Origin of the sequence: Pararhizobium sp. A13 (genome assembly GCF_040126305.1) — a bacterium.
Classification (GTDB): domain Bacteria; phylum Pseudomonadota; class Alphaproteobacteria; order Rhizobiales; family Rhizobiaceae; genus Pararhizobium.
In genome coordinates, this window is sequence record NZ_CP149510.1 from 3599279 (window position 1) to 3618097 (window position 18819).

The following is an 18819-nucleotide window of genomic DNA, read 5'->3' on the forward strand; positions in this document are numbered from 1 at the left end:
AATGACGCACTCGCCGGGCGTCCCCGCCGACGCTCGGCCCTTCCGAAAAGGTCTTGCCGTGAGCTCTCTTACTTTCGAAGGCGTTTCCCTGGACTATGGCGCGCCGAATGGAAACGCGGGGCCGGTTCTCGATTCCATCAATCTCAGTATCCGCTCCGACGAATTCGTTGCGGTTATAGGCCGCTCGGGCTCCGGAAAGACAAGCCTCCTCAATCTCGCCGCCGGCTTCCTTACGCCCGGAAAGGGCCGTATCGCGGTGGATGGCAAGCCGGTTACAAAGCCCGACGCTGATCGCGCGGTGGTCTTTCAGGACGACGCGCTCTACCCTTGGCTCGATGCCCGCGACAATATCGCCTTTCCGCTGCGGCTGCGAGGGATGGCCGTGGCAGAGCGGCACAAAGTGGCGGAACAACTGCTCGCCCATGTGGGACTGGCTGGCGCGGGCCAAAAGAAGATATGGGAGTTGTCCGGTGGCATGCGGCAGCGCGTCGGCATCGCCCGCGCACTCGCGTCGGAACCGAAGTTCCTTCTGCTGGACGAGCCCTTGGGCGCCCTCGATGCGCTGACACGGGAAAGGATGCAATCCTTCCTTCTGGGCGTCTGGGCGGACAGCCGGGCCGGCGTCATGCTGATCACCCACAGCATCGAGGAAGCGCTTTTCCTTGCCACGCGGATCATCGTGCTGTCGCCCAATCCGGGCCGCATCACCGCCGACATCCCCGTATCCTTCGGACGAGCCGCGCTCGATGGCAGAGCAGCCCGGTCGATCAAGAAGGATCCCGCCTTCCAGACACTGCACGACAGACTGACAGACCTCATTCACGACACAAGGACGGAGCACGCCGCATGACGCTGCCGATGGAAACTCCGGCTCCCGCCGGCGCGATCGCAAAAGCGGACGATAACGGCCCAAAAGCGCGCCTCATCACTCCGACCGGCCTGGTATCTGTAGGGACCGTTGCCCTCCTCATCACCGGCTGGTGGACGCTATCCTCTTATCAGGTGGTTTCGCCCGTTTTCCTGCCCTCGCCACTGACCGTTGCCGTGTCGTTTGGTAATCTCGCTACCACGGGTTTCGTGGATTCGACGCTGGCGCAGCACACGCTGGCCAGCCTGCTGCGGATTTTCGCAGCCCTGCTTGCCTCTGTCACTATCGGCATTCCCGTTGGTCTCGCCATTGCGTCAAGCCAAGTCGGCAAGGGGATTTTCGACCCTATCGTGGAATTTCTCAGACCCTTGCCGCCGCTTGCCTATCTGCCGCTGATCATCATCTGGGTCGGCATCGGTGAGACCTCGAAAATCGTTGTTATCTCGCTCGCCATGCTGCCGGCGATCATCCTCTCGACAGTGGCGGGGGTGAAGTCTGTTTCGAGCGACAGGATCAACGCCGCCCGCTCCTTTGGAGCCACGCCCACCCAGGTTCTTCGGCATGTCACGCTTCCGAGCGCCCTGCCCTCCATACTCACCGGGATCCGGATCGCGCTTGGTGCGGGATGGTCTACGCTGGTTGCCGCGGAACTTGTCGCGGCAACACGCGGCCTCGGGTTCATGATTCAGGCTGCCGCCCAATTTCTGGTCACCGACGTCGTCATCGGCGGCATTCTTGCCATCGCCGCGATCGCCTTTCTGCTGGAAACCGTTGCGCGACTGATCGAACGGCGCTTCGTTCCCTGGGGAAGCCGGCTCTAGGACAGCAATCGTCTGTCCCGAACTATTCCCCGGAACGGGCGGTGCGAACCGATCCTTGATACCGTCCCGGGCATCCCGTCCGAACCATCGCGCTGGAAGAGGGACGCGAGCCTATAACCATGCACCCAACGCCCAAATCCGCTTGCCACGTTGATGTGTCCGGCATACCCAAGATCGATCAGATCACTGCCCCAAACGGACGCGTAGTGCCGGCATTGCTCGAACGGCATATAAGGGTCGTTCAGGCTCGCGATGACAAGGCTTGGAAACGGCAATCGTTTTTCCGGCATCGACCCGAAGCGGATGGCATCCGGATGGATTTGGTCTGTCCTGTCGAGATGACAGGGCGCAACAAGCAGCGCCCCACGGATTCTTTCAGCCGATGCCCGACCTGCAAGATGCGCAGCCAGCAAGCAACCAAGGCTGTGCGCGACGAGTATAACGTCACCGTGCTTTTCGAGAGCAGATTCAAGACGCACGAGCCAAGCATCCAGATGCGGCCGGTCCCAGTTGTCCTGCTCCACCAGGCGCGAGCCGGGATAGTCGGACAACCAATGCTGCTGCCAATGGTCCGTTCCAGACCCCATGAAACCCGGCAGGATAAGTGTACGCGTCATCGCGTCGGCTCCCACAAACGAAGAGTGGATGCCCTTTCGCGAACGATCTGGCTTGAACGAAGACAGACACCCAACCATGACGCCAACTATGACGGCGGCAAAAAACTTCTGTAAGGAAAGAAAATTCAATATCCATAAAATCGATAGAATATGCTACCTTCACGAAAATTCGTCATTCCGCCACTGATGATCCACCCTCACAGGATTGGAAGCGATTTATGGCAACCGTGTCACATCTCTCCGAGCATATCCGCCCAGCGGCACACAGGCTCAGGACGGAAGAAGAGGCTCTCGAAGCGGCACGGCGCCTCGCGTCGATCTTTGCAGAGCGGGCGAGCGAGCGCGATGTTAATCGCATCATCCCCTATGACGAGATCGACCTCCTCGCACAATCAGGCCTGCTTGCGATAACGGTACCCGACGCATATGGCGGCGCAGACGTGTCGAACGCAGTTCTCGCCGAGGTCATAGCGATCCTGTCGGAAGCCGACGGCTCGATCGGCCAGATCCCGCAGAACCACTTCTACATTCTCGAGGCGCTGCGCACCGACGGCAGTGAGGAACAGAAGAAGTTCTTCTTCGACCGTGCCCTTGCCGGCGATCGCTTCGGCAATGCCTTGTCGGAAATCGGAACGAAGACTGTCGGCGACTACAACACACGCCTTACAGCCGACGGCATCGGCTACAGGATCAATGGCCGCAAATTCTATTCGACCGGTGTTCTCTTTGCCGAATGGATCGTCATTTTCGCACTGGATGCAGAAGACCAGCTGACCATGTCCTTCGTTCCGCGCAACAGCGAAGGCCTGCAGATCATCGACGACTGGGACGGTTTCGGCCAGCGCACCACCGGCAGCGGCACCACCGTTCTTCAGAATGTCTACGTCAACGCGGACGCCGTTGTGCGCCATCACCGGGGGTTCGAGCGGGCGACGACGATCGGCTCCGTTGGCCAGATCATCCACGCAGGTATCGATCTCGGTATTGCACGCGCCGCTTTCACGGAGACCATCGATTTCGTTCGCAATAAGGCCCGTCCCTGGATGAACAGCGGCGTCGAGCGCGCCTCGCAGGACCCGCTGACCGTCGCCAAGGTCGGCAATCTCGCGATCCGGCTAGAGGCGGCTTCGGCACTCGTCGAGCGGGCCGGACACAAGGTCGACATCGCCCAGGTCAACCCGACCGCGGAAAATGCGATCGAGGCAACACTGGCCGTCGCCGGCGCCAAGGTGCTGACGACCGAGATTGCGCTTGAAGCCACAAACACGCTGTTCGAACTGGCCGGCACGTCCTCGACCAAGGTCGGGCTCAACCTTGATCGCCACTGGCGCAATGCCCGGACGCACACGCTGCATGATCCGGTGCGCTGGAAGTATCACGTCGTCGGTGACTACCACCTCAACGACACGCTGCCGCCGCGCAACGGCGCCCTCTGAAATCTCCGGGGAATGACGATCATGAGCCGCGAAATACGCCTCAACGCCTTTGACATGAACTGCGTCGGTCACCAGTCGCCGGGTCTCTGGACCCATCCGCGCGACCAGTCGCACAAATACAAGGACCTCGACTACTGGGTTCACTTGGCCAGGACGCTGGAGCGCGGCAAGTTCGACGGACTGTTCATTGCCGATGTGCTCGGCGTCTACGATGTGCTGAACGGCAACACCAATGCCGCGCTCAAGCATTCGGCTCAGGTGCCGGTGAACGATCCGCTGCAGCTCGTGCCGACCATGGCCTATGTCACCGAACATCTCGGCTTCGGCCTGACGGCGTCGCTGTCCTTCGAGCATCCCTACACCTTCGCACGGCGCATCTCGACGCTTGACCATCTGACGAAAGGCCGCGTCGGCTGGAACATCGTCACGTCCTACCTTAACTCCGGCGCGCTCAACATCGGCCAGGCGCAGCAGGTCAAGCATGACGACCGCTACGATCTGGCCGAGGAGTATCTCGAGGTCTGCTACAAGCTCTGGGAAGGCAGCTGGGAAGAGGATGCGGCGGTCCGCGACCGGGCAAGCGGCATCTTCACACATCCGGAAAAGGTCCACCCCATTCGGCATGACGGCCAGTATTTCAAGGTACCCGGTATTCATCTGAGCGAACCCTCGCCACAGCGCACGCCGGTGCTTTACCAGGCGGGCGCATCGAGCCGTGGCAAGGATTTCGCCGGCGCCAATGCCGAATGCATCTTCGTGGCGGCACCGTCCAAGACCGTCCTGAAACGCTACGTCTCGAACGTCCGCGAAGCGGCCGAGCGCGCCGGCCGCAATCCGCGCGAGATCCTCGCCTTCAACCTGCAGACCGTCATCCTCGGCGAGACGGACGCAGAAGCAAAGAAGAAGTTCGACGAATACCGCAAGTATGTCTCGTACGAGGGCGCACTGACTTTGATCTCGGGCTGGACCGGCATCGATTTCGGACAATTCTCTCCTGACGAACCGCTGCGCCACCGCTACACCAACGCCGTCCAGTCCGCCGTCGAGACCTTCACAACCATCGATCCGGACAAGGTCTGGACCGTCAGGGAAATGGCCGACTGGGTCGGCATCGGCGGCTTCGGCCCGGTCTTCGTCGGCTCGCCGCAGACGGTTGCCGACCTGCTGCAGGAATGGGTCGAAGATACCGACGTCGACGGATTCAACCTTGCCTATGCCGTCACGCCGGAAACCTTCGAGGACACGGTCGACCTTCTGGTCCCGGAACTACAGAAGCGCGGTGTTTACAAGACGGACTACGCCAAAGGCACGCTGCGCGAAAAGCTGTTCGGACAGGGACCGAGGCTCCAGGCCCCGCACCCCGCCGTCAATTTCCGCAACCTGTCGGGACGGGATACGAGGATCGCCTCCGGCCAAAACTGACAAACAAGACTGCTGCCATCATAAACAAGGACACCGGGAAACGCATTTCCCGGTGTCCTTGTTAGTGGTTTGGGCATCTCCTGCAAGGCCAAATCAGATTGATCAGCTGTAAAGGCTGACCTCAGGAATGCGGTCGTTCAACGCGAACTCCCCCACTTCCCGTGCCTTGTAGAACACGGGATCGTGCAGGGTGTGCGTCCGGACATTCCGCCAGTAACGGTCAAAGCCATAATGCGCAGCCGTGGCACGGGCGCCCATCAGTTCGAAGACCTTGGACGTGATATCGAGCGAGACGTGGGTGGCGTAGACCTTTGCCTCATAGGCTGCGATGGCAGCCTCCCCGCGCTGCCGTTCGGTGACGGATTTCCCCCGCGCCAGCGCATCCTGCACCTCGCCTGCCGCCTGATCGGCGAGTGCAACGGAAGCCTTTAGCGTCGAGCGGTACTCACCGACACGCTCCAGGATATAAGGATCGTCCGATGCTCGTTCGATGCCTGATGTTACCCAGGGCCGCGTCGTCGTCCGGACATAGTCGAGCGCTGCGCTCAGTGCGCCCTCTGCTGTCCCGAGGTAAAAATTGACGAAGACGAGCTGGATCAACGGCGTGTTGAATGTCGCAAGCACCGGGGGCTTGTCCGAGGGATCGGCGAGCGGCTGTATGAAATCGTCACGCGTCACCGGAAAATCATGGAATTCGACGCTGCCGCTATCGGACAGACGCTGGCCGATATTGTCCCAGTCGTCATTGGTGACGTAACCCGGCCGATCGGTGGGGATCACGAAATTGGCAATCTTGCCGTCGATGGTGGCGTTGACATTGATGCGGTCCGAAACCCGCGCACCCGTCGAGAAGGTCTTGCGGCCGTTGAGGACATAACCGTCGCCTTTGCGGGAAAGCACGAGACCGGGGTCGCGCGGATTGACGGCGGCGCCCCAGTAGAGGTTGCGGGCAACGGTCTCAATGCCCAGTGCTTTTGCCTTCGCGGGATCGGACGCGCCCCAGTAGATGTACTGGCTGTTGACATAGTGATAGCCCAGCAGCTGGCCGATCGAGCTTTCGCCGCGCGAGAGGATGCGCACGAGCCTGAGCGCTGACACCCAGTCGATCCCGCTACCGCCGATCTCCTTGGGATGCAGGGCATTGAGCAGCCCGGCCATTTTCAGCGTCTGGATTTCCTCAAGTGGCGGCCTGCCCGCGGCATCGAGCGCAGCACCCCGTGCGGTCAGATCCGCCGCGATGTTCTCAGCCCGGGCAAACAGGCCCACCAGTTCGTCCTCATGCCTGGGATTGCGCAGGATTTGCACGTCACTCATCGCCTGTATCTCCGTTTGGTAGTAAAAGATATGCCGTAACCGGCAGCACCATTTCTGTGTGCGCTGCCGGGCGGGAAGAGGAAATCAATAGAGCCTAGCGGGGATCCAGTCCGCGGTGACCGCGTCGCTTTCGCTGAACGCCGGCACTTTCGCCGCCAGTTCCTCGATCGTCGTGACACCGGCTTCCCGCAGTTGCGCCTGCGTCAACAGCGCCGGTTTCACGAGGATCGTGGCAGGAACCTCCTGGCCGGCAATCTGAAGCGCGACCGCCCGGATGGAAACCGCGCCGACGACAGCCGGATTGGTCGCAACGGTCGCAACCCACGGACTGCCCTCCTCGACGATTTCCTGAATATCGGCAGTGGAGACGTCGGCGGAATAGATCTTGAGCTTGTCGGATATCCCGAGATCGGCCGCCGCCAGCTTTACGCCGCGGGCGAATTCATCATAGGGCGCGAAGACAACGTTGATGTCGGGGTTGGCCGTCAACGCAGCCTTTGCCTGATCGGCGGTGCTGGTCGCGGTCGTATCGTTCACCACACCAAACCTGGCTTTTTCGACGACACCAGCATTGTCGGCTCTAAATTTTTCCCAAACCTCGTTGCGGCGGTCCAGCGGCGCAAATCCTGCGACATAGACGTAACCGGCATTGAAGCTGGTGCCGTTATCCTTGGCGACCTGCTCGAGCGCAAGGCGCGACAGTTCGTGGTCGCTCTGTTCCACCTGCGGGATTGCCTTGTTGTTGAGATTGACGTCAAACGCCACAACCTTGACGCCGGCATCGATAGCCTGCTGCGCCACGTCACTGATCGCTTCCGGTTGACCGTGGTCGATCACGATGCCCTGGACGCCGAGATTGATGGCCTGGTTGATCTGCTCGCGCTGCTCGGCCGCATTCTGTTTGCCCGGGAAAATGCGCAGGTCGATACCCAGCGCCTTGGCCTGCGCCTCAGCGCCCGCCTGGTATGCCTGGAAGAAATCCCCACCCGAAATATAGGCAATCAGCGCCACCTTGACACCACCCTTGTCGAACGGCGCGGGTGCTCCCTCCAGCCCCTCGGCCTGCGCGCCGCCGCCCATGAGACCAAATGTTATGAATGCAGCGGACGCCAGTCCCGCAAAAAGATGTCGCATTGTCTGATCCCTTCTTGATCGCTCTCAATCACAGCGTCGATCCGTGCCGGATCCGCTCCATTAATTTATATATTTTATGTATTTTATAGACAAATATGGGCTTCTGTTTTTACTCGTCGCCGGAGAAATTTCATCTCCGAATTGTAGGCGCGACAGAACAGGCAATCATTGCGCACCTGTAGAGGTAGGACGCCAGCAGACCCCGGTGCGATGTTTCATGCGGCGCCCTTCGGCCGGAACGAATTTGTCGGGAAGCCCTCGAGTTTGGAATCCCCTTTCAGTACGCCGCCTAGCGCTTATTTAAATTACATATATTCTATAGACTATAGGAATTTTATACACACCCGGTTATCATATGCCCCTTTTGAAGATCGACAGACTGGTCCGTTCATTCGGACCCACGCGGGCACTTGCGGGGGCCAGCCTCGAGCTGGACGCCGGAGAAATCGTGGCCCTGATGGGAGCGAACGGGGCCGGCAAATCGACCTTGGTGAATATCCTGTCCGGCGCGCTTGATGCGGACAGCGGCACCATCACATTTGCCGGTCACCCCTATGCGGTGCGATCTCCCGCGGACGCCGGCCACGCCGGTATCGTAACCGTCCATCAATCCACCGACCGGGTCGGAGCCCCCGGATTGACCGTGGCCGATACCCTTTTGCTCAACAGCTACGCCGACGGATCGGCACCGTTCTTCGTGAGCAGACGAACCATCCGCCGGAAGGCTCGCGACATCTTGACGGAAGCGGGCTTCGAATTGCCACTGGATCAGGAGTTCGCCGACCTGTCGGCTGCCGATCGTCAACTGGTCGCCATCGCCCGCGCTGTCGCGCGCAAGGCGTTGGTCCTCATCCTGGACGAACCAACAGCCAGCATTTCCGGACCGGAGTCCGAGCGGCTCTATCGGATCCTGAAGCGCTTGCGCGGCGAAGGAATGGCGATCCTCTATATCTCGCACAGGATTGCCGATCTGGAAGCTCTGGCAGACAGGGTTGCCGTCATGCGCGGCGGCCAGGTGGTCGGCAGCTTCAACCGCCCCGTCGATTTCGAAAAGGCCGTCGAAACGATGATCGGCCGACCACTCCAGTCGGCTCGACCGGATACGCGTGAGGCGACGGGCGCACCGATCTTCGAAATGCGGAATGCTTCCCTGCTGCCGGGCACGATTCCCTTCGACCTTGATCTCCACGCCGGCGAGGTCGTCGCGATTTCGGGCGTGCTCGGTGCGGGAAAAAGCCGTCTTCTCTCGGCAATCTTTGGCAATGCGGCGTTGGCCGGCGGAACCATGTACCTTGATGGCAACTCCTACGCGCCCGCTTCTGTTCGGGCCGCGATTGATGCCGGCGTGTTCATGGCGGCGGAAGACAGACACCGCTCTTCGCTGATGCCTGCGGATTGGCCGGGAAGTACGCTTGCCGCCACCATCAGCCTGCCGCATCTCGCGATATGGTTTCCGTCCGGCTTCCTTCTGGGCCGACGCGAGCAGGCCGAAGCCGGGCGTGCCATTCACCGGCTCGGTATCAGGGCATCAGGACCGGATGCCGCCATATCCTCGCTCTCCGGCGGCAATCAGCAGAAAGTCATCCTCGGGCGATGGGAAGCGGAACCGAGCCGCCTTCTTTTGCTCGACGAGCCCTTCCAGGGCGTCGATGTCGGCGCCCGCCACGACATCATCACGGCGATCCGCGCCAATACGCAGCGCGCCACGCTGATCGCCACATCCGATCCGGAGGAGGCGCTCGAAGTCGCCGACCGGATCCTTTTCATCGACCATCACACGCTGACACCGGCGGCTCTGAGCCCGGCATCGGCACAGACATTCGAGGCAGCAGCACGATGACACCGATCGACAAACAGACACGGACGTTGAGCGCCAGCGCGCGACCGATCCCGTTCGACCGACTGCGAATGCTTGTGCGCACCAGCGCCGTCTTCGTCTTGCTGGCGGCCATGATAATCGGCTTTTCGATCGCCCAGCCTGCCTTCATCAATCTCGCCAACCAGATGAGCATCCTCCAGGCCGTCTCGGTGGTCGCCATCCTCGGCACCGGGGTCACCGTCACGCTGGCCGTCGGCGGCTTCGACCTGTCTATCGGCGCCGTTGCTGCTTCCAGCGTCATGGCGGCAAGCTACGCGATGATCGTCTGGGGCCTGAATGTTGCCCAGACCGTGCCTCTGGTCCTCGCCTTCGGTTCCCTTGTCGGCCTGTTCAATGCTTTTCTGATCGTCAAGCTGAGGGTGCCTGACCTTCTCGCAACACTCGCAGTCATGTTTCTGCTGAGCGGCCTCCAACTGATCCCGACCGCAGGCCGCTCGATTTCATCGGGGCTCATTCTTCCCGACGGTTCGACGGCAACAGGCAGCTACGCCCCCGCCTTCCTGCTGATCGGCAGATCGAGCCTGTTCGGCGTGGTCCCGGCGCCTGTCGCGGTCATGCTTCTGGTCGCCCTCGCTCTCCACGTTCTGACCGAGCATACCCGCATCGGCCGGCTGCTGTTTGCCACGGGCGGCAACGAGGTCGCGACGCGGCTCGCGGGCGCCTCGGTTCCACGCCTCAAAACACTCGCCTACGTGCTTTCCGGCACCCTCGCGTCGCTCGGCGGCATCATCGTGGCTGCCCGCGTCGGACGCGGCGATGTCTCGTCGGGAGGATCGCTGCTGATGGATGCCGTGGCCGCATCGCTGATCGGCTTTGCGGTACTGGGCATGCGCCGCCCCAACGTTTTCGGCACCATCGTCGGCGCCGTCTTCGTCGGCATCCTACTGAACGGGCTGACGATGCTGAATGCGCCGTACTACACCCAGGATTTCGTCAAGGGCGCCGCTCTCGTCGGCGCGCTGGCCCTCACTTACGGGCTCGGACGCAGTTCGCGCTGACCCCATCAATAACCACGTGCGCGCGATCCGAAAAACCCGGGCAATGTCACCTATGTGGCAGTGCCGCCCAACACGTGGAACATCCATCTCCAGACCATGACGACCTGCTTCTCGTCATCGACGCTCTCAATCTTTTTGCCGACGTCCACAGCTTCACCGATGAAAAAGCCTATTACACCCAGTCCGTCGGCGAGACCGTGGCACGTTCGAAAGGTGGGCTGACGAAGCGCCCCTGGACGGCCGGCATGACCGTTTACGATATCTCGGTGCCGGACATGCCGCGCAAGATCGGCGCGCTGCACATCGACGGTGTCGGTCTGCACAGGATCTGGTGCGTGGGCGGACGATGGCCCCATGCCTCTGCCCTATACGGTGGCTGAGGTCGAATACTGCACAAAATTAGTAGAAAATTGATTTCCTCTCGCCTGCAGGGGCAGAAGAATTTTCCTGCATCAATCTGCACAAAACATAATCATGCTTCGCTTATCAAATAGGCATTTGCGATCCTGAGCTCAGAAACGAACCTCCCTCGTTTCCAGCCTTGTCCTCCCAGGAATTGTACAGGATCTCTCATGAGCAACATCTTCGCCCCACTCTCCAAGGCAGCAACGCTTTCCCGACGCGCGGCCCTTGCGGTCTTGCTGGCCTCGACATTCGCTGTCGCGGTCTCCTCGCTTCCTGACACGTCCTTTGCCGAGGACGCAAAGTCGATCAAGGTCGGCATCATCAGCGGCGAGGACGAAGACGTCTGGCGCGTGGTGACGGCGGAAGCCGCCAAGCAGAACCTGACGATCGAGACCGTCGTCTTCAACGACTACACGCAGCCAAACGAAGCGCTCGAACGCGGCGAAATCGACGCCAATGCCTTCCAGCATCAGCCTTACCTCGAAAATCAGATCAAGACACACGGCTACAAGATCGTCCCCGTCGGTTACACCGGCGTCTGGCCGATCGGGCTCTATTCGAAGAAATTCACCAAGATCGCGGATCTTCAGAATGGCGCGATCGTTGGTGTACCGAACGACCCTTCCAACGAGGGCCGCGCTCTGCGCGTACTGCAGAATGAAGGCCTGATCAAGCTGAAGGACGGTACCGGCATTCTGGCCACCATTGCCGACATCGTCGAGAATCCGAAGAAAATCGAGATCAAAGAACTCGATGCGGGCGTTGTTGGCCGCGCCATCGACGATCTGGATGCGGCGGTCGTCAACACCGACTGGGCGCTGAAGAGCGGCCTGACGCCCGACAATCGCATTGCCCAGGAGCCGGTGGCGGACAATCCGTACCGCAACTTCATCGCCGTGAAGGCCGGCCAGGAGAACGAGCCCTGGGTCAAGACGCTTGTCTCGGCCTACCAGAACGACACCGTGAAGGCCGAGTTCGATCGGGTCTACAAAGGCACCGGTATCAGCGCATACTGATACGGACTAGATACAGAAACTGTGAAGGCGGCCGTCGGACTTTCGTCCGGGCCGCCTTTGGCGTTGACCATTGATTGCCGCGCAAGCGGAAAAGGACGTTCGATGAATTCCCACACCACCGTGGCCCCGATTGCCACGCCGCACGACGCCGACGACAGGCCGGATGTCGTCAGGCTGACCGATGTCAGGCGCCACTTCGGAGAGACCGCGGCGCTCGACGGAGTCTCGCTCTCCGTACGCAAAGGCGAAATCCTCGGTATCATCGGCCGCAGCGGCGCTGGGAAATCCACGCTCATCCGCTGCCTCAACGGGCTGGAACGGCCGGACTCTGGCACTGTCCTGATCGAAGGACGCGATATCACTGGCCTTTCCGAACGACAGCTTCAGCCTCTGCGGCGCAAGATCGGCATGATCTTCCAGCACTTCAATCTGCTTTCGGCCAAGACGGTCGAGGAAAACGTCGCCCTGCCGCTGAAGATCGAGGGCGTTCCGAAGGCCGCCCGCCTGAAACGCGCCGCGGAACTGCTGGATCTCGTCGGGCTGTCGGAAAAGGCAAAGGCCTATCCATCGTCACTGTCGGGCGGGCAGAAGCAGCGTGTCGGTATAGCCCGGGCGCTGGCCGGCCGGCCGGCGCTGCTTCTATCGGACGAAGCCACATCGGCGCTCGACCCGGAAACCACGCATGCCATCCTGGCCCTTCTCAAGGACATCAACAAAAAGCTCGACCTGACCATTCTGCTGATCACGCATGAGATGGAAGTGGTGCGCAACATCGCCGATCGGGTCGCGGTCATTGACGGCGGGCGTATTGTCGAGGAAGGCGCCGTCTGGTCGGTCTTTGCCGATCCCCGCAGCGAGACCACGCGCAGCCTTCTCAGCACCATCCGGCCGCGACTGCCCGACCATATCGCACGCCGCCTCAGCCAAAACCCGGGCGGCGAAGCGGTGCTCCGCGTCGATCTGGCCGGGCCGGACGCCAATTCGCCGCTCTTTGCCGATCTCTCGGCCGCGCTGCCGAATTCCTTCCGGTTGATCCATGGCGGCATCGACCACATCCAGGAGCAGCCGGTTGCGCGTTTCTTCATCGGCGTGCCCGATCCATCCCGGCTGGATCCCGTCCTGCAATTTCTGAAGGGTTGCTCGGCCCGCGTGGAGGTCCTTGGTTATGACGCCCGTTCTGCTTGATCTGCTTCTCCGTTCGATCTGGGAAACCCTTCTGATGACCGGCGCCTCCGGCCTCATTTCCCTGCTGGCGGGACTTCCGCTCGGTCTGGCGCTGATTGCCACCGATCGCGGCGGCATTGCCGAAAATCTCTGGGTCAACCGGCTGCTCGGCGCCATCGTCAACGGCTTCCGCTCCGTGCCTTTCATCATCCTGCTGGTGGCGCTCATCCCCATCACGCGGCTGATCGTCGGCACAGCACTCGGCACCTGGGCGGCGATCGTGCCGCTCGCGATCGCTGCGACACCCTATTACGCCCGGATAGCCGAGGTGTCGCTCAGGGAGGTCGACCGGGGCCTGATCGAAGCGGTGCGCGCCATGGGTGGCAATCGCTGGACCGTCATCCGTGAAGTGCTGGTGCCGGAAGCCCTGCCAGGCATCGTCGCCGGCTTCACCGTCACGCTCGTCACCCTCATCGGCGCATCGGCGATGGCCGGCGCGATCGGGGCCGGCGGGCTGGGGGATCTCGCGATCCGCTACGGCTATCAACGCTTCGAGACAGGCGTCATGATCGCCGTGGTCATCGTGCTCATCGTCATGGTCTGCGGCATCCAGTGGCTGGGCGACCGGCTGATGGCCCGTATCGATCACCGCGCCTGATTGCCAGCCGCAGCCTATCGGAAACGGTAGGCTGCGGCTGGATGGCTTTCCGGCAAGCGTCCCGCATCCCCGCCGAAAAGCTTCTGCCGCAAGGTCCCGGGCGCATAATCCTGTTTAAACAGGCCGCGCTCCTGCAGCACCGGCACCACCAGATCGACAAAATCCGACAGGCTTTCCGGCGCAACCGTCCGGGCGAGATTGAAACCGTCGATCCCGCCCTCCTCCATCCATGTCTGGAAATGATCGGCAATCTGTTCCGGGCTGCCGACAATCGGCTTCTGCCTGCTACCGAGCACCATCTGGTCGATGATCTGCCGCATCGTCGCGCCCTCCTTGCCGCCGGTCAGGGCAGCAAGGGCGGATTGATTGGCGTTCGTCCGTGTCTGGAGGATCGGTTCGTCCAGCGCGAACTGCGAGAGATCGATGCCGATCGAACCTGAATAATGCGCAAGCGATGCCTCGACACTGGCATGGCGACGATAGTCTTCAACTTTTTCCTGTGCTTCCCGCTCCGTGCGACCGGTAACGACCGTCACCAGGTTCAACACCTTGATTGCATCGACCGGTCGACCGAACCCGGCGGCACGCTTGCGATGGCCATCGACGAGCCCTCGCGCCAACTTCGGCGACGAACTAGCGATGAAGACGCATTCGGCATGGCGGGCCGCGAAGTCCTGCCCGCGGCTGGAAGCCCCGGCCTGAAAGAGCACCGGGGTGCGCTGCGGAGAGGGTTCGCTAAGGTGGATCCCATCGACCCGGTAATGACGCCCCTCGTGCTGCACGGCGCGAACCCGCGCGGGATCGGCGAAGATGCCCTTTCCACGGTCGCGCAAAACGGCATCGTCCGCCCAACTGCCTTCCCAGAGCTTGTAGAGGACCTCGAGATATTCCTCTGCTGCCTCGTAACGCGCGTCATGGTCCGGTTGCTGCGCCAGTCCCATGCTGCGGGCGGCACTATCGAGATAACCCGTGACAATGTTCCAGCCGATCCGGCCCTTCGTCAGATGGTCAAGCGTCGACATCCGGCGCGCGAACAGAAAGGGCGGCTCGTATGTCGTGTTGACCGTTACCCCGAAACCGAGATGCTTGGTAACGAGAGCCATCGCCGAGAGCGGGATCAGCGGATCGTTGACCGGAATCTGGGCAGCAGCGCGCATGGCCGCGTCCGGACGACCCCGATAGACGTCGTAGACTCCGACAATATCCGCCAGGAATATCCCGTCGAACTTGCCGCGTTCGGCGGTTTTGGCAAGATCGGTCCAATAGTCGAGATCCGTATAGCACACCGAACTGTCACGCGGATGCGTCCAGAGCCCATGATTGATGTGCCCGACGCAATTCATGTCGAAGGCGTAGAGCTGGATGGGTCTGGCCACGTTATTCCTGGCAATGCGTTGAGAGGTCACTCGGTTTAGAGGTGCAAAGTTTCACCATTGCCAGTCCTGCGTCAAGCAAGCGGTGGGCTCACGCCTGCCGATTGGCTTTCTGATTGATGAAGCTGATCGAAAGCACCGCAAAGATCAAAAGGCCCGTGCCCACCTGCTGCCAGTAGAAGTTCAGCCCCGTCAGCAGCAACCCATTGGCAACGATGCTCAGGAGCAGAACGCCGAGGACGGTTCCCGGGACATTGGGACGTCCGCGCGGACTGAGCGTCGTGCCGATAAACGTCGCTCCAATGGCATTGAGCAGGAAAGCATTGCCGGAAGAGGGAATGTAGACGGTGACTGTCGATGTCAGGATCAGTCCGGCAATCGCCGCAATCACACCCGTCAGAACATAGGTCGCGGCAACATGGGCCGGAACGGCGACGCCGGAATAGCGGGTTACGCTGGCCTGGATGCCGATCGAGGTGAGCACGCGGCCATAGCGCGTCTTCGACAAGACGACGGCACTGACGAATACCACGACAAGAACGACGATCAGCGGAAAGGGAGTGCCGAACACCGTGCCATGTCCAACGAACCGGAACGTTTCTGGGACGCCGACGGGCGGCAGATAGACCGGATTGCCGCCGTTGGTGAGAAGCTGCTGGATGCTGCGCCCGATGAAAAGGGTGCCGAGCGTGGCGAGGAACGGCGAGATTCCAATCCCGGCAATCAGGACTGCATTGAAGGCACCGACGAGCGCACCGCCCGCAAGCCCGGCAAGCAGAGCCAGCGGAACCGGCTGCCCCGCAAGGACGAGGGAGACAAAGGCAAAGCTGGCAAAATCGACCGCTGTCCCGACCGACAGATCGATGCCGCCAGCCGAAACGGTAAACGTCATCGCGACGGCGACGATGGCAAGCAGCGTGAAGTTGTTGACGAGAATGCTCTGCAGGTTGGCCGGCGTAAGAAAGGTTGGTGCGGCTGCGGAGAATGCCGCGAAGACGGCGACGATGGCCACGACAAGCGCGTAGCGCACGAGATGGTTCAGAACGAACCCGCCGCTGCTTGCACCGCCGGAAGCAAGATTTGCAGTCATGAAATCAGCTCTCCTGTTTGCGCAGAAGCGTGGTCGCGGAGACCACGAGAATGATGAGGAGCCCCTGAACCCCATTCACCAGCGTGCTGGAAATGTTCAAAAGCTGGAAGCCGTTGACCAGGAATCCGACCAGAAGCGCCGAAAGCAGCGTGCCGGTGATGGTGGGTACCAGCCGGCGCGAGAAGACTGTGCCCAGAAGTGCCGTCACCACAACGGGCAGGAGCATTTCGCCGGCACCTGTCGTGCTGCCGCTGAGATAGGAGACCGACAGGATACCGGCCAGACCGGCGCAGGCGCCGCTGGCGACAAACGATCCGGCTATCAGGCGCCTGACCGGAAGCCCGGCAGCGCGAGCCGCATCCGAAAATTCGCCGGTCGCGTAAAGCCTCAAGCCCGTGGCGGTGAATTGCACGACCGCCGTTGCGATAGCAGTAAATGCCAGAAGGACATAGGCCAGAACCGGCAGACCGAACGGGCCGCTGGCCGAGAGAAACGACAGAAAATCCGTCGCAGCCGGCACCACGGTGTTTTGCGTCAGGACCAGTTCCAGCCCGGCCACGACGTTCATGACGGCCAGCGTTGCTAGCAGCGGCACCACTCCGACCAGGACCACGGCGCCGGCATTGACGGCACCGATGAGCGTTCCCGTTGAAAGTGCGCCGAGCGCCGCCACACCATCACCATAGCCAAGCTGGATCAGGCTGGCATAGACTGCGGCGCTCAATCCCATGTTGGCCGCGACGGAAAGATCGATGCCGCCGGTTACGACATTCGAGCCGCCCGCAATGATGACCACGGTCAGGCCGATTGCCAGAACGCCGAGAATCGCCGATTGCCCCAGAACATTGCCGATATTGCCAATGGTGAAGAAGAACGGCGCGGTCAGCGAGAAATAGAGGAGGATGGCCGCAAAGGCCAAAAAGGATCCCGCACGCAAGGCAAATGCGGCTGCGTCGCCGCCCCAGTTTCGCCGTTTCTGTTCCGTCACGGGCTCTTCCGCGCCAAAAGCAGGCGTGAATGGTGCATCAACCGACATGGCGGCGTCCTTCCAGCGAACCGGTTACTTCCGCAAGCACGGTATCGGGCGTCGTTTGCGACGAGATGAACTCCTTCACGATGCGTCCCCTGTAGAGAACCAGAATCCGGTCGGTGATGCCGACCAGTTCGGCGAGGTCCGAGGACAGGACGAGGAGCCCGGCACCCCGCGCCGCCAGGTCTCCGATCAGTTTGTAGATCTCGACCTTCGAGCCCACATCGACACCCACCGTCGGCTCGTCGAGCAGATAGATTTCCGACTGGCGGCTCAGCCACTTGGCAATCGCCACCTTCTGTTGGTTGCCGCCCGAAAGGGTGCGCAGCAACGCATCGCGCCCGCTGGTCTTGACCTGCAGCCGCTCGATCAGCCCATCGACTTCGGTCCGCTCGCCCGCCCGGTCGAGAAAGCCCAGACGCGTGAAGCGCTTGAGGCTCGCAAGCGTGGTGTTTTCCGCGACGCTCAGATCAAGCGCGATGCCGTTGCCGCGCCGGTCTTCCGGCACCAGCGCAAGGCGTCCCCGTACGGCATCCGCAGGACGCTTGAAGCGCACGGTTTCGCCATCGGCTGCGATCTCACCGGATAGAGGTGCTTCAAGCCCGAACAGCGTGCGCAGGAGTTCCTTGGCCCCGGAGCCGAGCAGACCCGTCACGCCGACGACCTCGCCACGCCCGACACTGAACGAAACGTCCTGATACTTTCCCGGCGAGGAAAGATGCCTGACCGACAGAACCGGGTCGCCGATAGCGACCTTCCGCTTGGGAAACATCTCGCCAATGTCCCGAGCGATCATCAGCGAAGCGATGGCTGATGCGGAGGTATCCTTGACGGCGAGCGTGGCGACATCGACGCCGTTTCTCAAGACCGTCACTTCATCACAAAGCGCTTCGATCTCGCCGAGATAGTGCGAGATATAAATGATCGTGATCCCCTCCTCCTTCAAACGGCGAATGAGCCCGAAGAGGATATCGGCTTCCCGGCGCACCAGCGCCGCCGTCGGCTCGTCGAACACCAGAATCTTCGGACCATGAAGAAGGGCACGGGTAATCTGGATGATCTGCTTTTCGGCGGTGGTTAGGTCGGCAATCAACGCGCTGTTCGGCAGCCGCACGCCGAAGTATCGATCGAGAATGTCGGCTGCTTGCCTTTGCATCGAGCGCCGGTCGAGAAACGGGGTCCCCGGAATGCGCGGTTCGCGGCCGAGAAACAGCGCTTCACCCACGGTAAATGTCGGAACCAGGAGGCGGTCCTGATGGATGAAATGAATGCCGAGTTCTTCCGCAAGATGCGGCGTCAAGGCATCATGAGCCTGCCCATCGATTTCGATCAGCCCCTCGTCCGGCCGATGTAACCCCGCCAGCAGTTTGATCAAGGTTGATTTTCCGGCGCCGTTCTGGCCCACAAGCCCGTGAACCGTCCCGCGCCGGACCGAAAGCGAAGCCCCGGACAGGGCGCGCGCGCCGCCGAAATGTTTGACGATGCCCTGAAAACTCAAGGCGAGATCCGTATCGGCCTGCGAAGCTGCTTCGCTCATGGTGTTCCCAGACATCGATGATCGTTCGGAAGGACGGTGCCTGGACGCCGCGGCGTC

At 61.3% G+C, this 18819-nt stretch carries 17 protein-coding genes; 10 read left to right on the plus strand and 7 right to left on the minus strand.

The genetic code is table 11. The features are described 5' to 3' along the window. Window positions 1–58: 58 nt before the first annotated feature. A complete protein-coding gene (locus WI754_RS17705; protein ID WP_349434769.1) occupies window positions 59–850 on the plus strand; it encodes an ATP-binding cassette domain-containing protein in 792 nt (263 codons plus the stop codon). Next, on the plus strand, window positions 847–1689 hold the full coding sequence (locus tag WI754_RS17710; RefSeq protein WP_349434770.1) for an ABC transporter permease subunit: 843 nt from the start codon (window positions 847–849) through the stop codon (window positions 1687–1689). Before WI754_RS17705 ends, WI754_RS17710 begins: the two co-directional genes overlap by 4 nt. Here WI754_RS17710 and WI754_RS17715 read toward each other — a convergent pair. Further along, the gene (locus WI754_RS17715; RefSeq protein WP_349434771.1) at window positions 1686–2306 is read right to left on the minus strand and encodes an alpha/beta hydrolase; all 621 of its coding nucleotides are present in this window, start codon (window positions 2304–2306) and stop codon (window positions 1686–1688) included. The two genes, WI754_RS17710 and WI754_RS17715, sit on opposite strands and share 4 nt — an antisense overlap. Before the next feature lie 218 nt (window positions 2307–2524). Here WI754_RS17715 and WI754_RS17720 point away from each other — a divergent pair, with 218 nt between their 5' ends. Together WI754_RS17720 and WI754_RS17725 are read left to right on the plus strand one after the other, a co-directional pair. Further along, window positions 2525–3742, plus strand: coding sequence for an SfnB family sulfur acquisition oxidoreductase (locus WI754_RS17720; protein ID WP_349434772.1), 1218 nt, complete (start codon window positions 2525–2527; stop codon window positions 3740–3742). 21 nt (window positions 3743–3763) lie between these two features. Beyond that, window positions 3764–5164, plus strand: coding sequence for an LLM class flavin-dependent oxidoreductase (locus WI754_RS17725; RefSeq protein WP_349434773.1), 1401 nt, complete (start codon window positions 3764–3766; stop codon window positions 5162–5164). A gap of 102 nt (window positions 5165–5266) precedes the next feature. Here the strand turns inward: WI754_RS17725 and WI754_RS17730 are convergent, their stop codons facing one another. Beyond that, window positions 5267–6478 carry an acyl-CoA dehydrogenase family protein gene (locus WI754_RS17730; RefSeq protein WP_349434774.1) on the minus strand — a complete coding sequence of 404 codons (1212 nt, stop codon included), beginning with the start codon at window positions 6476–6478 and terminating at the stop codon, window positions 5267–5269. A gap of 84 nt (window positions 6479–6562) precedes the next feature. Beyond that, window positions 6563–7558 (minus strand): substrate-binding domain-containing protein, encoded by a 996-nt coding sequence (locus WI754_RS17735; RefSeq protein ID WP_349437856.1) that lies wholly within the window; start codon window positions 7556–7558, stop codon window positions 6563–6565. Between the two features lie 409 nt (window positions 7559–7967). Here WI754_RS17735 and WI754_RS17740 point away from each other — a divergent pair, with 409 nt between their 5' ends. The 6 genes from WI754_RS17740 to WI754_RS17765 all read left to right on the plus strand — a co-directional run bounded on the left by WI754_RS17740 (window position 7968) and on the right by WI754_RS17765 (window position 13732). After that, window positions 7968–9452 (plus strand): sugar ABC transporter ATP-binding protein, encoded by a 1485-nt coding sequence (locus WI754_RS17740; RefSeq protein ID WP_349434775.1) that lies wholly within the window; start codon window positions 7968–7970, stop codon window positions 9450–9452. Continuing rightward, window positions 9449–10489 carry an ABC transporter permease gene (locus WI754_RS17745; protein ID WP_349434776.1) on the plus strand — a complete coding sequence of 347 codons (1041 nt, stop codon included), beginning with the start codon at window positions 9449–9451 and terminating at the stop codon, window positions 10487–10489. The genes WI754_RS17740 and WI754_RS17745 overlap by 4 nt, the downstream gene beginning before the upstream one ends. 74 nt (window positions 10490–10563) lie before the next feature. Then, window positions 10564–10869 carry a hypothetical protein gene (locus WI754_RS17750; RefSeq protein WP_349434777.1) on the plus strand — a complete coding sequence of 102 codons (306 nt, stop codon included), beginning with the start codon at window positions 10564–10566 and terminating at the stop codon, window positions 10867–10869. 192 nt (window positions 10870–11061) lie between these two features. Continuing rightward, window positions 11062–11910, plus strand: a complete 849-nt coding sequence (locus tag WI754_RS17755; protein WP_349434778.1) for a MetQ/NlpA family lipoprotein — start codon at window positions 11062–11064, stop codon at window positions 11908–11910. Window positions 11911–12012: 102 nt separating this feature from the next. After that, window positions 12013–13095: an ATP-binding cassette domain-containing protein gene (locus tag WI754_RS17760; protein ID WP_349434779.1), complete on the plus strand. Its 1083-nt coding sequence runs from the start codon at window positions 12013–12015 to the stop codon at window positions 13093–13095. Next, entirely contained in the window at window positions 13076–13732 is a 657-nt protein-coding gene (locus tag WI754_RS17765; protein WP_349434780.1) for a methionine ABC transporter permease, read from the plus strand. Before WI754_RS17760 ends, WI754_RS17765 begins: the two co-directional genes overlap by 20 nt. 14 nt (window positions 13733–13746) lie before the next feature. Here the strand turns inward: WI754_RS17765 and WI754_RS17770 are convergent, their stop codons facing one another. The 4 genes from WI754_RS17770 to WI754_RS17785 form a co-directional block, all read right to left on the minus strand. Further along, window positions 13747–15075, minus strand: coding sequence for an LLM class flavin-dependent oxidoreductase (locus tag WI754_RS17770; protein ID WP_349437857.1), 1329 nt, complete (start codon window positions 15073–15075; stop codon window positions 13747–13749). Window positions 15076–15196: 121 nt separating this feature from the next. Continuing rightward, window positions 15197–16195 (minus strand): ABC transporter permease, encoded by a 999-nt coding sequence (locus tag WI754_RS17775; protein ID WP_349434781.1) that lies wholly within the window; start codon window positions 16193–16195, stop codon window positions 15197–15199. Window positions 16196–16199: 4 nt separating this feature from the next. Then, window positions 16200–17231 (minus strand): ABC transporter permease, encoded by a 1032-nt coding sequence (locus WI754_RS17780; RefSeq protein ID WP_349434782.1) that lies wholly within the window; start codon window positions 17229–17231, stop codon window positions 16200–16202. Continuing rightward, a complete protein-coding gene (locus tag WI754_RS17785; RefSeq protein WP_349434783.1) occupies window positions 17221–18762 on the minus strand; it encodes a sugar ABC transporter ATP-binding protein in 1542 nt (513 codons plus the stop codon). Before WI754_RS17785 ends, WI754_RS17780 begins: the two co-directional genes overlap by 11 nt. Window positions 18763–18819 lie beyond the last annotated feature (57 nt).

Bases quoted from the DNA above. Each gene is read 5' to 3' on its own strand.
- WI754_RS17710 (WP_349434770.1), top strand. From the start codon at position 847: ATGACGCTGCCGATGGAAACTCCGGCTCCCGCCGGCGCGATCGCAAAA.
- WI754_RS17715 (WP_349434771.1), bottom strand. From the start codon at position 2,306: ATGACGCGTACACTTATCCTGCCGGGTTTCATGGGGTCTGGAACGGAC.
- WI754_RS17720 (WP_349434772.1), top strand. From the start codon at position 2,525: ATGGCAACCGTGTCACATCTCTCCGAGCATATCCGCCCAGCGGCACAC.
- WI754_RS17725 (WP_349434773.1), top strand. From the start codon at position 3,764: ATGAGCCGCGAAATACGCCTCAACGCCTTTGACATGAACTGCGTCGGT.
- WI754_RS17730 (WP_349434774.1), bottom strand. From the start codon at position 6,478: ATGAGTGACGTGCAAATCCTGCGCAATCCCAGGCATGAGGACGAACTG.
- WI754_RS17735 (WP_349437856.1), bottom strand. From the start codon at position 7,558: ATGGGCGGCGGCGCGCAGGCCGAGGGGCTGGAGGGAGCACCCGCGCCG.
- WI754_RS17740 (WP_349434775.1), top strand. From the start codon at position 7,968: ATGCCCCTTTTGAAGATCGACAGACTGGTCCGTTCATTCGGACCCACG.
- WI754_RS17745 (WP_349434776.1), top strand. From the start codon at position 9,449: ATGACACCGATCGACAAACAGACACGGACGTTGAGCGCCAGCGCGCGA.
- WI754_RS17755 (WP_349434778.1), top strand. From the start codon at position 11,062: ATGAGCAACATCTTCGCCCCACTCTCCAAGGCAGCAACGCTTTCCCGA.
- WI754_RS17760 (WP_349434779.1), top strand. From the start codon at position 12,013: ATGAATTCCCACACCACCGTGGCCCCGATTGCCACGCCGCACGACGCC.
- WI754_RS17765 (WP_349434780.1), top strand. From the start codon at position 13,076: ATGACGCCCGTTCTGCTTGATCTGCTTCTCCGTTCGATCTGGGAAACC.
- WI754_RS17770 (WP_349437857.1), bottom strand. From the start codon at position 15,075: ATGAATTGCGTCGGGCACATCAATCATGGGCTCTGGACGCATCCGCGT.
- WI754_RS17775 (WP_349434781.1), bottom strand. From the start codon at position 16,195: ATGACTGCAAATCTTGCTTCCGGCGGTGCAAGCAGCGGCGGGTTCGTT.
- WI754_RS17780 (WP_349434782.1), bottom strand. From the start codon at position 17,231: ATGTCGGTTGATGCACCATTCACGCCTGCTTTTGGCGCGGAAGAGCCC.
- WI754_RS17785 (WP_349434783.1), bottom strand. From the start codon at position 18,762: ATGAGCGAAGCAGCTTCGCAGGCCGATACGGATCTCGCCTTGAGTTTT.